Source organism: Cohnella suwonensis (genome assembly GCF_042655365.1).
GTDB classification, from domain to species: Bacteria; Bacillota; Bacilli; order Paenibacillales; family Paenibacillaceae; genus Cohnella; species Cohnella suwonensis.
This window is the reverse complement of the sequence record NZ_JBHSMH010000009.1, coordinates 1-13,766: the sequence shown is the minus strand read 5'-3', so window position 1 is coordinate 13,766 and position 13,766 is coordinate 1. Positions and strand designations below refer to the sequence as shown.

The following is a 13,766-nucleotide window of genomic DNA, read 5'->3' as shown; positions in this document are numbered from 1 at the left end:
TTTTTTATTGCATGATTAAATAAAATATTACAAATTTAGCACATTTTACTTACGGAAAAACACCTTGACAAATTGTTGATATTTTAATGCAATGCTACTGCGTTTTGCGAAGTAACTCGCCGCAAGAAGAGGTCAATCGCAAGGAGTTACTGTGTTTCACGAAGTATCTCGCCGCTACAGGAGTCCAACCGCGCAGAGTTAATACGTTTCCCGAAGTAACTCGCCGCTACAGGAGGCCAGTCGCAAGGAGTTACCACGTTTCACGAAGTAACTCACCACTAGAGAAGGCCAACTGCTCGGAGTTACTGTGTTTAGCGAAGTAACTAGCCTCGACAGACGGCCAGCCACCCGGAGTTACTGCCTATCGCAAAGTAAATCTCCCCAACAGGGTGCCGCCACCCGGCGTTACTGACTTTCGCAAGCAACTCCCCGGCCGCCCTCTCGCAGTCCCTTACAAACCGTCACAATCTCGCCATGGCATTTTTCTTTCTTTTTCCATATAATTAGTTTATCTAGACGCTACCGTACAGAAAGGAGAGCGCGCATGCCGAAAGTCGTCGCGTCCAGAGAGCAATGGTTGCAGCATGGGTTGGAGACGTTCGCGAGGGGCGGGGACGAGTCACTCGTCGTCGAGAAAATGGCGGCCGCGCTCGGGAGCAGCAAGAGCAGCTTTTATTGGTATTTCGGAAACCGCGACAACTTCGTGCGGCTCATCGTGGAGACATGGAGGGAGCGGGCGACGCTTCAAGTCATCCGGACATCGGAGATAGAGCGCTCGGCCGACGAGAGGCTCAGGTCGTTGTTGACCGCGATGTTCTCCGCGACGCGGCTGGGGGACTTTCTTTTTTTCCTGCGCCGGCTATCGCTGAAGGAACCGGAGTATGTCGCGACGCTCGAAGAGCTGGAACGAAGCCGCGTCTCGTTCGCGGGGGGACTGTTCGAAGCGATCGGTTACCCGAAAGAGGAAGCGGAACGCAAAGCATGGTTGCTGTACCATTACTACTTGGGCTGGTATGAGCGCCATAAGCACGAGGAACAGGGCGAAGCGAACGTCGAGCGCCACGTTCGAACGGTGCTGTCGGCTTGGCTCGGCTAACGGAACGGGTACGGTGGAAAGCACGATTGCAATCCCATTAAAGGAGAGTGCGGAAATGGCGGAAGTATTGGCTTGGTTGGTCGGTGGCGTCTTGGTCGTCTTGTGCGGTATTCATGCGTATTGGGCTTTCGGAGGCAAGAGAGGGTACGAGGCGGCGTTGCCGGAAGTCGGATCGAGCGGCGGGTTCGAGAGGGCGTCCGACGCGAAAAAGGAAAAAGCGTTCCGGCCGGGCAAGCTAGCCACGTTGCTCGTGGCGGCGCTGCTTGCGGTCGCTGCATGGGCGACGCTGGAGCTGGGGGGAGCCGTGCCTCGCGCATTGTTCTCCGAGCGGCTGTCGCAAGCCGGCGGGTGGTTTCTCGGCGCCCTCTTCCTCGTCCGGGCGGTCGGCGATTTCAAGTACTTGGGGCTGTTCAAGCGCCTGAAGGGTACGACGTTCGCCCGTTGGGACACGAAGCTCTATACGCCGCTGTGCTTCCTCCTGGGATCGGCATTGCTCACGATTACCGTCCTCTGACGGCTCGAAACCATTTACGATTAAGGGGAATAACCATTCATGAAGCAAAATAAATTAGGCTCGTCCGATCTCTTCGTCGGCGAAATCGGTCTCGGTTGCATGTCGCTCAGAACGGAGGAAGGTAAAGCGGTCGCTCTCGTGCACGAGGCGATCGAGCGGGGCGTCACGTTGCTCGATACGGCGGATCTCTACGACGACGGACTGAACGAACGCCTCGTGGGTAAGGCGTTGAAGGGCAGGCGCGATCGCGTCGTCCTCGCGACGAAAGCGGGCAACCGGCGCGTCCCCGGACAGGACGGATGGACGTGGGATGCTTCCAAGGCGTATATCAAGTCGGCGGCCAAAGCCAGCTTGCGCCGTCTGGAGACAGACTATATCGATCTGTTTCAACTGCACGGCGGCACGATGGACGACCCGATCGGCGAGACGATCGAAGCGTTCGAGGAGCTCAAGCAAGAAGGTTGGATACGGGCTTACGGCATTTCTTCGATCCGGCCTACCGTCATCCGGGAATACGCCGGGCGCTCGTCGATCGCCAGCGTCATGAATCCCTATAGCATCGCGGACCGCCGGGCGGAGGAGCAAGTGTTGCCGCTTCTTCGCGAGCATGGCATTAGCGTCATCGCGAGGGGGCCTCTCGCCGGCGGCTCGCTGGCCGCGAACCGCGAGCCGGCCAAGCCTCATCTGGGCTACGGCTTGGAGGAGCTACGCTTGCTGCGCGCTAGATTATCCGAACTGACGGGAGAAGGCCGAAGCCTGACGGAACTGGCGATACGCTACTCGCTAAGCGATCCGGCCGTGGCGGCGGTCGTTCCGGGCGCGAGTTCCCTCGAGCAATTGCTGCTCAATCTTAAGGCGGCGGACGTACCGGCGCTGACGGCAACGGAGCTGGCGACGATTCGGGACGCAAGCGAGGCGAACCGTTACGAGGCGCATCGGATTTCCGGCTAAATTGACTCTTCCAAGAGCTGATGGGTACAATGAATCTATTGTTCTCATATTCGGATGCGGTCGCATGGTAAGGAGATTCGGATGAACGGTATCGGACTCGTATTGGAAGGCGGAGGCATGCGCGGCGTCTATACGGCGGGCGTGCTGGAATTTTTCATGGAACAAGGAATCTATTTTCCCTATACGGTTGGCGTATCCGCGGGGGCTTGCATGGCGGCGAGTTACTTGTCCAGGCAGCGGGGACGGAACAAAATCGTGAACACGGAGTGGGTCTCGGATCCGCGTTACTTGTCTTGGAGGAATTTCTGGACGAAAGGGCAGCTGTTCGGGATGGATTTCATTTTCGACGAAATTCCGAATTCGCTCGTTCCGTTCGATTACAAGACGTTCGGGGAAGTCGAGGAAGAGTTCGCCGTCGGGACGACGGATATCGAGACCGGGGAGACGGTGTACTACCGGAAAAGCAAACCGGGACTGGATCTGCTGAAGGTGCTTCGGGCGTCTAGCTCGTTGCCGTTCATCGCGCCGATCGTGGAATACGACGGCAGGCGTCTGCTGGACGGCGGCATCTCGGATCCGATTCCGCTCCGCCAGGCGGAACGCGACGGATTCGCCCGCAACGTCGTCGTCCTGACCCGCAACGAAGATTACCGCAAATCCCGCAACAAGTTTTCCTGGGTCGTGAAGCGGGCATACCGCAAATTCCCCGAGTTTTTGAAAATCCTGCTGACCCGCCACGACATCTACAACGGCACCGTGGATTACGTTCTCGAGCGGGAGCGGAACGGTTCGTGTTTCGTCATCCGGCCGCTCGAGCCGCTCGCGGTCGGACGGATGGAACGCGATCCGGCGAAGCTGGACGCTCTGTACAAGCAGGGCTACGAGGACGCGAGGAGCCTGCTGCCGTCGCTGAGGGCGTGGGCCGGCGAGAAGTAGACGCTGGGCATCGTGTCCCGAACGCCATTTTGTATAATCGAACGCACCCGCGGCCGACCCGGGATACTCGGCGACCGACATCAACGGCCATCAGGCGCCGCGGAAGGGGCGGCGATCGTCGCGAAGCTCGCGACGTTGCCGGAAGAAGGCCGATCGGAGGCCTGAGTTTCAAATAAGCCGGCTAAGCCCGTTCGCCGTTCAAATATCTTTCCGTCAATATCGACAGCAGTTGGATGCCGACCTCGTTCTGCCCGCCTTCCGGGATGATGAGATCGGCGTATTTTTTGGACGGCTCGACGAACGCGTCGTGCATCGGCTTGACCGTCTTCATGTATTGGTCGTAGACGGATTGGATCGTCCGCCCGCGCTCCTCGATATCCCGAAGCACCCGGCGAAGGATGCGGACGTCGGGATCGGTGTCGACGAACACTTTAATGTCGAGCATGCGCCGAAGACCTTCATCCGATAGGACGTGCAGCCCCTCGACGATGACGATGCGATGCGGCAGAAGCTCCTGCGTCTCCGAAGCCGACCGGGAATCGGTCGTGAAGTCGTATACCGGCGCGAGGGCGGCTTGTCCGCCTTTCAGCGTCTTTAAGTGTTCGACCAACAACTCGTTGTCGAAGACGAGCGGATGATCGTAATTGATCGCGCGCCGTTCTTCCTTCGACAGGCCGGCGTGATCCTTGTAGTAATTGTCTTGCGAGATGAACGTCACTTTGTCCGGGCCGAGCCGTTCGATGACGGAACGGGCGACCGTCGTCTTGCCCGATCCGGTGCCTCCCGCGATTCCGATAATCAGCATATTCTTAACGCGAACCTCCCGCATGATGACGATTGTAATTCCCGTATTGTAGCATAGCGCCTAAGCGAAAACACGTGGAGATCAAGGGGAAACCGATAAAAGCGCTCAATAGCGCGAATTTATCCGGTTAATCGCACGAAAACAAGTCCGAGGCACTCAATAGCCCGAATTTATCCGGTTTATCGCGCGAAAACAAGTCCGAGGCACTCAATAGCCCGAATTTATCCGGCTAATCGCACGAAAACAAGTCCGAGGCACTCAATAGCCCGAATTTATCCGGCTAATCGCACGAAAATAAGTCCGAGGCGCTCAATAGCCCGAATTTATCCGGCTAATCGCACGAAAACAAGTCCGAAGCGCTCAATAGCCCGAATTTATCCGGCTATTCTCGGTGGTGAACGCATCTTCATTCTCTCTAATTCGTAAACCCCGCCGAGCCCGACCCGGCCGCCATGCACGAAAAAAAGACCATCCGTGGACATCCGAGGATGGTCTTTTCTCTACCCGAGAGGCGCTTGGCCGATCTCTACCCGTATCCCGCGCCTCCGGCTGCAAAGCTGCTACGAGCCGGATCGGGTAAGGGATACGTTCAACATCTGACTCTGAATGTTGACGCACCTCCTTTCCTGTACCGTAATCTTAGCAGAGCCCGGGAAGCTTGTCTATATTAAATTCTGAATTATCAGATAAATAACAATATATAAATTTTGTAACCTGCAGCTGTTCCCCATTCTCGGGACAAAACCCCGGTCATAGTGAATTTTTTCCTACAATAAATTGACAATGATAATCATTATCAATTATGATGGGCGTGAAAATGAGATTCGCCGTCCGCTCGAAGGAGCTTAGCGCCATAGCATGGGGAGGGAACCGACTTGGCAGACATTTTATTGGTCTATGCCAGCATGACCGGCAACACGGAAGAAATCGCCGAAGCGATCGCCGAAGGCGCGCGGGAAGCGGGAGCGTCGTTGGAGACGAAGAACGTCATGGACGCAGACGCCGCGGAACTGGCCGGATACGAGGGCGTTCTGCTCGGCGCTTACACGTGGGGAGACGGGGAGTTGCCCGACGAATTTCTCGAATTTTACGATCGGATGAACGCGATCGATTTGAAAGGAACGAAGTCGGCGGTATTCGGCTCGTGCGACTCGAACTATCCGGAGTATGGGGCGGCCGTCGATATTCTGATCGGCAAACTGGCGGAAAGAGGCTCGGAAGTCGTCTTGGAAGGGTTGAAAATCGAATTCGCCCCTAGCGCCGAAGAGAGGGAGCTATGCAAAGAATACGGGCGACGGTTCGTACGCTCGCTCGCGGCAAGGAAGGAGGCATCCGGCAATGGGATTGCTCTATAGCATTTATCAATCGCTTCAAGAAGGCAAAGAAGCGGAAGAGGAGTTCGGCGTCTCAGCGGACGGCCCGGAGGCGATATCGCCTCCGGAGTCCCTTCTCGAATTGCTGACTCGGCCTATCGCGGCCAACGCGGAAGAGTCGGACAAACGAAGGCGTCCGCCGGCGAATCCCGCACAACGGTCTTGAACGTAAGCTCCGCCGGCGCGTTGCTTGCCCGGCGCGTTACTTGCCCGAATCGCCGGCCGAATGCGATCGGAACCAGACGCTCTTGTAGTCGACGAAACCGAGCGAATTGATCGACATGCCCTGAAGCTTCGGGTTGAATACGGTATTCTGCGGGACATGGAGCAGGAAGTGGAAACAATGGCCGTCCGTCAGGAGGCGCTGCAAGCCGCGAATGCGGGCGTTGCGCTTCTCGTTGCTCGGCTCGGCCAGCAGGGAGACGATTTCCGCGTCGGCGGCCGCGCGCATGCCGTCGTCCATGTAGGAACGAACGAAGAGATTGTTCATTTTGTACATTTCCAGCAAGCACCGATCTTCGTCGTCGTCCCCGACGACGCCGCCGAGCATCAGGTCGCCTTCCAGCAGCCGATCGCAATCGGGTATTTCGTTGTTGCTGATGTACTCGACCTCGACCGCAAGACCGATTTCCCCGAACCGGCGGATCAGCCACTCGGCTTGGATGCGTAAAGGCTCCGTCGACATCAGCTTTAACGTCTCTCCGCGATAAGCCGATCGCTTCACGAGCTCCCGGGCATCGTCGAATCTGCGATCCTCATACTCGGGCGCGGCGGGCTCCCCGGCTCTCGGAGGAAGGAATCCCGTTGCGGGAATGCCCTTGCCGAGTTGCTTGACGAGCTCTCTCCGGTCGAGCGCCGCGCCGATCGCTTCGCGCAGCTTGGCATCCCGCATCGGTCCGGCCTTGATCGAGTTGAGCGCAAGCATCGTGCAACCGAGCGTCATGACGGGCATCTGCCGCCAGTTCGAGTAGTCGAAACGGATGTTTTTGACGAAATCCTCGCTCCCCAGGTGGAAGCGGAGGCCGGAGGAGCCGTCCGGATTTTCCAATTCTTTCGGAATCACCATCAACTCCACGCTGTCCAAGTGCGCGCGCTCCCCCCAATAGTCGGGGAAAGCTTCGAGGACGAGAACGCCTTCGTCGTGCTTAGCGACGCGAAAAGGTCCGGAACCGACGGGAAACTTCGAGATGTCCGTTCCGTTCGCCTCCGCGTTGCGATAAATATCTTCGGGGACGATCGACATCGGGGACGCGCTGAGCAGATTCGGCAACATGTAATTGGACGAGCTCAGCTCGATTTCCACGATCCGGCCGCCTAAAGCCTTTACGCTTGCGAACGTATCCGTTAGCCAGCTATTCGTGTCCGTCGCCTGACCGGATTGCAACCGCCTTAAGGAGTAGGCGACGTCCGATGCTTTCATTTCGCGACCATGATGGAACTTGACCCCTTTGCGCAAGTAGAACGTCCACTTCCGGCCTTGTTCGTCGCAGTCCCAGTCATGGGCGAGATGGGGGACGACCGAACGCTTCGCGGGATCGTAACGGACGAGCGTTTCGAGCGCCATTTTGGCATAGTGCACGTCTCTTGCGTAGTAGAGATGAACAGGGTCTAGCGTGTAGATTTTCGCTTTCGTCGGCAATCGAAGCTTATCCCCTCCGATCTCTTCGGTTTGCTGATAGCCGAAGTATCCCCCGAGCCATGCCAGGAACTTCTCCGACGCCCACGATTCCAGTCCATCCAAGCGGAAGACCTCCATCGCGGCTTTCAGGTTGCCTTGCCGGGCGAACTCTTGCGCTTCTTGAAGAAGCAGCTCCTCGGCGACGGCGAGAAAGCGAATTCGCGAACGGTTCCCCCTGCCGCGTCCGGGCATCCATACAATCCATTCCAGTTCCGATATTCGCTTCAGGATGTGTTTGACGTTACGCTCCGTACAATAAAGCCAGCCCGAGATCTCCTTGACCGTGACCGGAATGTCCGAGGCCTCGTCGCCGCCGTGGCGATTCTCGCGAAGAAGCGCATGCTTTAAGGTCGCGTATTGCTGGTACAACTGCATGAGGCTTCCTCCTTGAAGTTCAACGGACGATATGCCTCCATTATAAATCCGGAATCCGCCTCCGGGTCAAGGCTTGCGTCGGGATCGCTTGGCTTGGACGGGCGTTTGCTCCCGGTAACGGGCGCGATCCTCAGTATACGAGCTTGCGCTGGGCCCAATAGCTGAACAGGAACAACGACCCTTCCGTCAACAGCTTGGCCGCAACGAGAGCGATACCGAGCCGTTCGTGGAAGGCGAACATCAAGCCGTAGTTCAGCGCCAGAATCAACGCGACGAGAGCAAAATAACGGGGCATCGAACGCGAGACGGCCGAACGGGGACGCCCTCGCGAGAATACGAACTTGCGATTCACGGCGTAGTTCAGAATCGAGCTGCAGACGCGCGCCCCGATGACCGCGAACAACAAATTCATCGTGGCGATCTGGATGACCAGCAGGAGGAAGAAGTCGACTAACGCCGCTCCCGCCGAAGAGGCGCCGAACTTGACGATCGGGTAATAAATTCTCGCCGAATCGGCAAGCGGCCGGAAGTGCGACGACTCGTTCTTGTTCAAGTAGACCGTATCGATCGGCACTTCGTGGAACGAATAACCGGCGGACGGCGCTTCGAGCAGCAGGTTCATCTCGTACTCGAACCGCTCGCCGGACACGCGGCATAACCATTCCAACATGTCGGAAGAATAACCGCGCAGGCCCGTTTGGGTATCATGGATGGGCGTGCCCGTCGCGAAAGCGTAGACGCCCCGCGTCACCGAGTTGCCGAATCGGCTGCGAAGCGGCACGTTGCCGGTAAACCGCCGGGTGCCGAGTACGATCTGGCCCGGGCGATCGGCCGCGGTTTCGGCTATTCTGCGGATATCCTCGGGCAGATGCTGGCCGTCGCTGTCCGCGCACACGACGCAAGTCGCGATTCCTTCGCGCATTAAATGTTGGAAGCCGGTTTTCAGCGCGCGGCCTTTGCCGCGGTTCGCGACGTGGGTCAAGACGGCGCACCCGGCTTTGCCGGCGGACCGGAATAGGTCGGCATAGCGTTCGCCGCTGCCGTCGTCAACGACGACGATCGAGCGGAAGCCGGCGTCTTTCAGTCGATCGATCAGCGTAAGCAGTTTATGATTGGGCTCGTAAGCCGGAATGAGGATCGTTGTCGTCATGGGTTAGCTCCTCCTTATGATGCGAATTAAGGCGTGACGTAGATGATGTCGCTGACTTCGCGTTCGTTGTTCCGGCCGAGCGGATTGTTGACGACCCGTCCCATGAAATACATGGTGGACGAGCCTCCCCCGTCCAGGTTGTAAGCTTCTTTACTGCCTAACTCGACGAACAGGTCCGCGAACTCCGTTAACGTCATTCCTTTGCTGTACCCGGAACTGCGGCCGTCGACGACGACGAAAACGTAATGGTTCGCCGAGATCATCCCGATGCCGGTACGCGGATTGGCATTCTGAATCGAGTGGTTGCCGAAGTTTTTATCGATCTTCACGCTGGAGAAGTCTCCCGCGACTTGTCCGTCTTGTACCAACGCGGGCCCGAAGGAGAAGGCGTTCGTCGCTCCTTGCGCTATTAAGGAGTCCGCCGATTCAGTCTCTTCGTCGTACGAGCGCATGAGGCCGTCATTGAATAGTACAAGACCGGTCCGCGCGGGTTCGTCGCGATAGACCGTACCGTTGCGGATGACGACTCCGTCGCTGCGGAAGCCGTAATAATCGCCGTTGATGGCGAGGACCGCGTTCTTGCCGGCGGCGATGTCGGACGTGTTCTCGACGACGTTCGTGCCGAACGCGTCTTTGGCGAACGCGGTGCGCAGCCGGGAATTGTCCGAGAGCTGCACGTCGGCGACGTAGTAGGTGACGATGTCTTCGCCGGAGCCCTTCTGAACTTTATCGATTTGGATAGAGACGTCCGAATCTTTGTAGCTCCAGTCGTCCGACTGGACGCTGCCGGGATCGGTGACGGCGGCTGTCGCGTTCGCGCCGGCGGAGGGGCCGTCGTTCACGACGACTTCGATATGTTCGATCAAATAGCGGTCGGCGAGCTTATAGAGGACCGCCGCGATAATGGATAGGACGATGAGGACGATCAGTCCGATTTTCTTTGTTCTGCGACTCATGGAATGAGGCTCCTTTCCCGATGTGACTTCGTGTTTTCGAAGTAGGGAAATTGTCGCATCGTAAAGTGAAGACGGAATGAAACGAAGCTGAAGGGAGCCTGAGGCGGGGCTGAAACGTTTCTGAATGCCGGGAGGGAAAAAAGAAGGTCGGCGCGCGGCTGACCCAGCCGTTCGGCAGCGCGATGCGCAGCATTCTGGTCGCCGTTTACGAGCTCAGGGCGCGAGAGGTTATCGTGATCGGCCATCATGGCTGCGGGATGACGGAGATCGATCCTTCGAGGATGGTCGGCAAGTTCATCGAGAACGGAATCGATCCGCTCGTCATCAAGACGCTCGAAGATTCGGGAATTCGCATGGACAAGTTCCTGAAAGGCTTCGGCCATCCCGAAGAGGGCGTCATGCACAGCGTGCGGATGATTCGCAGGCACCCGCTGTTCCCGGCGGCTATCCCGGTTCACGGTCTCGTCATGAACCCGGAAACCGGCGAAGTCGAAGTCATCGTCGAAGATTACCGGGAATAAACAGAGCCGCCTTTAAACAGAAGAAGAGCGCCTCGGCCGCAACGGCCTAGAGGCGCTCCTTCTTTTTCTGCTCGCGAAGCGTGTTCCGATCCCAGAACACGCCTTCCGAGAAGCCTTGGATCGCGGCGTCTTCGCTCGCGAGCGCGAGCCTCTTCTCGGCGAGGCAGCAATAGGTCTCGTCGATCTCGACGCCGACGTATCGACGGTTCAGCTTCTTCGCGACGACCGACGTCGTGCCGGAGCCCATGAACGGGTCGAACACGACGTCTCCCTCGTCGGAGCTTGCCAGAATGATCTTCGCGAGCAATTTCTCCGGTTTCTGCGTCGGATGATCGGTGTTCTCCGGCATCGACCAGAACGGGACGGTCAGATCGGTCCACACGTTGGAAGGGTACGTGAGCCGGTATTTGCCGCCATCGCTTTCGTCGTCGGTCCAATCCTTCGGTTTGCCGTCTTCCTTCCGATAGGGGGCGATGACCTTGCGTTTGATTTTGACCCTGTCCACATGGAATTTGTAATCGGCCGACTTCGTGCAGAACCAGATATCTTCGGAGGCGTTCTTCCAGTTACTCAGCGCCCCGCGGCCTTTCTCCCGTTCCCACGTGATCCGGTTGCGGACGAGCAGATGCTTGGACGCGACTTCGTAGATGGCATGGCTGGAGCGCCAATCCCCGCAGACGTATACGGTCGCGTTCGGCTTTAATAGGCGGACGATGCGGGAGAACCAACCATCCAGCCATTCCGTATAGCCCTCGTTGTCCATCCGCGAGAACGTTTTGCCGTTGAAATTTTTCGTTAGATTATAAGGGGGATCGATGAAGAGCAGGTCGACGAATGCGTCCGGAAAATAGTCCAGCGCCTCCAGCAGGTTCTGATGGACGGTCTTGTCCATTAATTCCGCGGCCGTTGCCGGCCGGCTTAACGTAAGCAGGCGACGACCGTACGATGCCCGTTCTTCCTCGGACAGCGTAACGGTGCGGTTTCGCCCTGCCCGACGGCTTTCCTCTTCGTGTTCCATCCTGCGCGCCCCTCTCGATTCCCGACAATAGCTATTATATACGCCGCGCTCTATTCTTTCATCCCTTAGGAAGCGGACTGCCGATTTCGTAAAAAAGAAAGCCCCCGGCGGATACTCGCCGAAGGCTCTCGGAGCGCGTTTAGCGGGCGGAAGCTTTCGTCAAGCCGAGCAAATAGTTGTATTTGTCCGCATGCTTCTGTTCGTCCATGATGATGCCGACCACGTTCTCGCGATAAGGGCCGCAGGGCAGGCTGAAGGCGATCGTCCGGTATTTCTCCACCGCGCCGAGTTCCCCGAACAGCGCTTGGGCAAGACCGGTCGCGTAGGAAGACGGCTTCGCGTAAGGTTCGTCGCCGCTTCCTGCGGGAACGTCTTGTCCGGTCAACTGGCGGTACATCGTCCGGTAGATGCGGTTGTGGATTCTTTCGTCGTCGCGGATGGAAGAGATGATCGTCTTCTGCTCCCGCGTCGGGGCTAGCGAGATCAAATCGTCGTAGAACAGTTCGTCGTTTCGTTCTCCTTGCACGGCTTGCTTGATCATTTCCAGCGCCTGCGGATAGTCCGTCGCCCAATACGACATCGCGTCCTTGCTTCTTGGGTAATACGAGCCGTATGCATATCTCCAATCGTACATGCTTTGACCTCCAGGTAGGGATTCCCTTTATGGGTATGCGCCGCCCTCGGAATCGGTGAGGGGAAGGCCGCGCGAGTATCGTTTGTCCCCGCTAGGGCAATACAAGGAATATACGACTCTAGCAGGGGAGAAATGATAGATGCACGCGATGTGGAAAGGTACCGTACAAATCGCCAAAATCCAAATCCCGGTCAAGCTATACGCCGCGACGGAGGACAAGGAGTTATCGCTCAGGCAGATGCATGCCGTATGCGGGGGTTCGGTGTCCCATTTGAAGTATTGCCAGACGTGCGACGCCAAGATAGAGCCTCAGGATATCCGGAAAATCTATGATCTGGGCGGCGGAAACAGCGTGGAGATTACGGAAGAAGAGTTGAAAAGCATCGCGCCCGCGGCTTCCAAGACGATGATTATCGAGCAGTTCGCGAACGAGACGGAAGTGGATCGGGTACGGTTGAAAAAACACTATTACGTCGGCACGGACGAGGTCGGGGAGGAAGGTTTTCGGTTGCTTCAGGCGTCGTTAAGGCAATCCCGGAAAGTCGGCATCGGGTACGTGACGCTACGTTCGGTCCAGAGCCTGGCCGCGTTGTGGCCGCTCGGCGACGGACTCGTGCTGTCGACGATGCTCTACGAGGACGAGGTGCGGCCGATGGCGCCGGTGTACGCGACTTCCCCGACGGCCGCGGCGAAGCCGCCCGTTCCGGATGCCCATCTGCTCGTGTTTAATCAGTTGATCGCGGCGATGACTTCGCCGTTCGAAGGAGCCCGGTACGTCAATCATTACGACGTCGCTCTACGGGGGCTGATCGAAGGCAAACTCACGAAGCTCGCGCCTAGAACGGCCGCGGTTTCCGAAGAGCCGGCGCTGCGCCGGAACGCGGCGAATCTGGACGACCTGCTGGCCTCGCTGACCACGAGTTTGGATGCCGTGAAGGGAGCGGGGGGAGACCCGTTCGCGCAGTCGGATTTCAACCAGACTCATTAGGCGGAGGCGAAAATGGAAAAAAATCCGTTGACAGCCGCTTGAGGCGTCGCTTATGATTGGCACATTACTTTTCGAGGGAAAGGAGACGGTCGAGATGATGAACGCGAGTTACTACGGCGTTATCGAGAACAAGCTACAGTGGAATCCGGAGACGGATCGCCATTTCTTTCCGTATGCGCCTCAGCTTCGAGACGTCGGTACTCCTTTCTTCGCGGCACGATTAAGGCCGTTAACGATTTAACGGACGAACGATCGATCGAGTGCGAGAGGGCTGCCTGCGGGCGGCCCTTTTTATATTGTCGCAGGCGGTTTTGCGGAAATATATTTTTTCCCATAAATAAAAAAATATGGTTGACAGCGAAAAAGAAACGATGCTATGATGAGCCACATCGAAACGAAAACGAAAGCGAGGCGAGGAAAATGAATCCATTGTTACAGGCGATCGAGACGTATAATAAGCGCGATGAGCAAGGGCATGAGAGCCATTTTGCGAATCCTCAATTGCATATTCGAAGTCTTTGCGGACGCGATAAAGAGAGGCTGAACGATCGGGGCGACGGTTGATCCCGTTGGCTCGGCGAACATCTACATAAGCGCGAAGCGAAGACGACTTGTAGCCGAATCGGCTTTATCCATGGGCGGACTGCCCCGGGAGAAAGCGAACGGCGGAAGCAATGTCATTAAGTTAAGGAGCAGGGCCAAAATCAAGAACAAGAGCAGGTTATCGAAAAGATAGCCCGCTCTTTTTTTTGCACGAAAACAGCAAAACAG

The 13,766-nt window shown here is 57.2% G+C and carries 14 protein-coding genes and 1 pseudogene; 9 read left to right on the top strand and 6 right to left on the bottom strand.

Annotation, left to right across the window (positions count from 1 at the left end):
• The first annotated feature begins 544 nt into the window (after nucleotides 1-544).
• From ACFPPD_RS06170 to ACFPPD_RS06155, 4 genes are all read left to right on the top strand, one after another.
• The gene (locus ACFPPD_RS06170) at nucleotides 545-1,096 is read left to right on the top strand and encodes a TetR/AcrR family transcriptional regulator (protein ID WP_209751826.1); all 552 of its coding nucleotides are present in this window, start codon (nucleotides 545-547) and stop codon (nucleotides 1,094-1,096) included.
• Between the two features lie 55 nt (nucleotides 1,097-1,151).
• Nucleotides 1,152-1,610 carry a DUF3995 domain-containing protein gene (locus ACFPPD_RS06165; RefSeq protein ID WP_209751828.1) on the top strand — a complete coding sequence of 153 codons (459 nt, stop codon included), beginning with the start codon at nucleotides 1,152-1,154 and terminating at the stop codon, nucleotides 1,608-1,610.
• A gap of 39 nt (nucleotides 1,611-1,649) precedes the next feature.
• The gene (locus ACFPPD_RS06160; protein ID WP_209751830.1) at nucleotides 1,650-2,561 is read left to right on the top strand and encodes an aldo/keto reductase; all 912 of its coding nucleotides are present in this window, start codon (nucleotides 1,650-1,652) and stop codon (nucleotides 2,559-2,561) included.
• Between the two features lie 81 nt (nucleotides 2,562-2,642).
• Nucleotides 2,643-3,497 carry a patatin-like phospholipase family protein gene (locus ACFPPD_RS06155; protein ID WP_209751832.1) on the top strand — a complete coding sequence of 285 codons (855 nt, stop codon included), beginning with the start codon at nucleotides 2,643-2,645 and terminating at the stop codon, nucleotides 3,495-3,497.
• 181 nt (nucleotides 3,498-3,678) lie between these two features.
• On the opposite strand, the gene udk is transcribed toward ACFPPD_RS06155, so the two are convergent.
• A complete protein-coding gene (gene udk, locus ACFPPD_RS06150) occupies nucleotides 3,679-4,302 on the bottom strand; it encodes a uridine kinase (RefSeq protein ID WP_209751834.1) in 624 nt (207 codons plus the stop codon).
• Between the two features lie 875 nt (nucleotides 4,303-5,177).
• Between udk and ACFPPD_RS06145 the strand changes: the two genes are divergently transcribed.
• Together ACFPPD_RS06145 and ACFPPD_RS06140 are read left to right on the top strand one after the other, a co-directional pair.
• Nucleotides 5,178-5,657 carry a flavodoxin gene (locus ACFPPD_RS06145; protein ID WP_209751836.1) on the top strand — a complete coding sequence of 160 codons (480 nt, stop codon included), beginning with the start codon at nucleotides 5,178-5,180 and terminating at the stop codon, nucleotides 5,655-5,657.
• Nucleotides 5,641-5,841: a hypothetical protein gene (locus ACFPPD_RS06140; protein WP_209751838.1), complete on the top strand. Its 201-nt coding sequence runs from the start codon at nucleotides 5,641-5,643 to the stop codon at nucleotides 5,839-5,841. Before ACFPPD_RS06145 ends, ACFPPD_RS06140 begins: the two co-directional genes overlap by 17 nt.
• 36 nt (nucleotides 5,842-5,877) lie before the next feature.
• On the opposite strand, the gene ACFPPD_RS06135 is transcribed toward ACFPPD_RS06140, so the two are convergent.
• The 3 genes from ACFPPD_RS06135 to ACFPPD_RS06125 all read right to left on the bottom strand — a co-directional run bounded on the left by ACFPPD_RS06135 (nucleotide 5,878) and on the right by ACFPPD_RS06125 (nucleotide 9,834).
• Nucleotides 5,878-7,728: an ABC transporter substrate-binding protein gene (locus tag ACFPPD_RS06135; RefSeq protein WP_209751840.1), complete on the bottom strand. Its 1,851-nt coding sequence runs from the start codon at nucleotides 7,726-7,728 to the stop codon at nucleotides 5,878-5,880.
• A gap of 130 nt (nucleotides 7,729-7,858) precedes the next feature.
• Nucleotides 7,859-8,878, bottom strand: a complete 1,020-nt coding sequence (locus ACFPPD_RS06130) for a glycosyltransferase (protein WP_209751842.1) — start codon at nucleotides 8,876-8,878, stop codon at nucleotides 7,859-7,861.
• A gap of 26 nt (nucleotides 8,879-8,904) precedes the next feature.
• Nucleotides 8,905-9,834, bottom strand: coding sequence for a phosphodiester glycosidase family protein (locus tag ACFPPD_RS06125; protein ID WP_209751844.1), 930 nt, complete (start codon nucleotides 9,832-9,834; stop codon nucleotides 8,905-8,907).
• Between the two features lie 155 nt (nucleotides 9,835-9,989).
• Between ACFPPD_RS06125 and ACFPPD_RS06120 the strand changes: the two are divergent.
• Nucleotides 9,990-10,355, top strand: a pseudogene (locus tag ACFPPD_RS06120) (carbonic anhydrase); the annotation flags it as partial.
• Between the two features lie 46 nt (nucleotides 10,356-10,401).
• Here the strand turns inward: ACFPPD_RS06120 and ACFPPD_RS06115 are convergent.
• Nucleotides 10,402-11,373, bottom strand: coding sequence for a DNA-methyltransferase (locus ACFPPD_RS06115; protein WP_209751846.1), 972 nt, complete (start codon nucleotides 11,371-11,373; stop codon nucleotides 10,402-10,404).
• Between the two features lie 139 nt (nucleotides 11,374-11,512).
• Entirely contained in the window at nucleotides 11,513-12,007 is a 495-nt protein-coding gene (locus ACFPPD_RS06110; RefSeq protein ID WP_378081537.1) for a ferritin-like domain-containing protein, read from the bottom strand.
• A gap of 139 nt (nucleotides 12,008-12,146) precedes the next feature.
• Between ACFPPD_RS06110 and ku the strand changes: the two genes are divergently transcribed.
• A complete protein-coding gene (ku, locus tag ACFPPD_RS06105) occupies nucleotides 12,147-12,995 on the top strand; it encodes a non-homologous end joining protein Ku (protein ID WP_209751848.1) in 849 nt (282 codons plus the stop codon).
• A 94-nt stretch (nucleotides 12,996-13,089) separates the two neighbouring features.
• On the top strand, nucleotides 13,090-13,236 hold the full coding sequence (locus tag ACFPPD_RS06100) for a hypothetical protein (RefSeq protein ID WP_209751850.1): 147 nt from the start codon (nucleotides 13,090-13,092) through the stop codon (nucleotides 13,234-13,236).
• Nucleotides 13,237-13,766: the final 530 nt, after the last annotated feature.

Bases quoted from the DNA above. Each gene is read 5' to 3' on its own strand.
- ku (WP_209751848.1), top strand. From the start codon at position 12,147: ATGCACGCGATGTGGAAAGGTACCGTACAAATCGCCAAAATCCAAATC.
- ACFPPD_RS06165 (WP_209751828.1), top strand. From the start codon at position 1,152: ATGGCGGAAGTATTGGCTTGGTTGGTCGGTGGCGTCTTGGTCGTCTTG.
- ACFPPD_RS06170 (WP_209751826.1), top strand. From the start codon at position 545: ATGCCGAAAGTCGTCGCGTCCAGAGAGCAATGGTTGCAGCATGGGTTG.
- ACFPPD_RS06160 (WP_209751830.1), top strand. From the start codon at position 1,650: ATGAAGCAAAATAAATTAGGCTCGTCCGATCTCTTCGTCGGCGAAATC.
- ACFPPD_RS06100 (WP_209751850.1), top strand. From the start codon at position 13,090: ATGATGAACGCGAGTTACTACGGCGTTATCGAGAACAAGCTACAGTGG.
- ACFPPD_RS06140 (WP_209751838.1), top strand. From the start codon at position 5,641: ATGGGATTGCTCTATAGCATTTATCAATCGCTTCAAGAAGGCAAAGAA.
- ACFPPD_RS06130 (WP_209751842.1), bottom strand. From the start codon at position 8,878: ATGACGACAACGATCCTCATTCCGGCTTACGAGCCCAATCATAAACTG.
- ACFPPD_RS06135 (WP_209751840.1), bottom strand. From the start codon at position 7,728: ATGCAGTTGTACCAGCAATACGCGACCTTAAAGCATGCGCTTCTTCGC.
- ACFPPD_RS06155 (WP_209751832.1), top strand. From the start codon at position 2,643: ATGAACGGTATCGGACTCGTATTGGAAGGCGGAGGCATGCGCGGCGTC.
- udk (WP_209751834.1), bottom strand. From the start codon at position 4,302: ATGCTGATTATCGGAATCGCGGGAGGCACCGGATCGGGCAAGACGACG.
- ACFPPD_RS06125 (WP_209751844.1), bottom strand. From the start codon at position 9,834: ATGAGTCGCAGAACAAAGAAAATCGGACTGATCGTCCTCATCGTCCTA.
- ACFPPD_RS06115 (WP_209751846.1), bottom strand. From the start codon at position 11,373: ATGGAACACGAAGAGGAAAGCCGTCGGGCAGGGCGAAACCGCACCGTT.
- ACFPPD_RS06110 (WP_378081537.1), bottom strand. From the start codon at position 12,007: ATGTACGATTGGAGATATGCATACGGCTCGTATTACCCAAGAAGCAAG.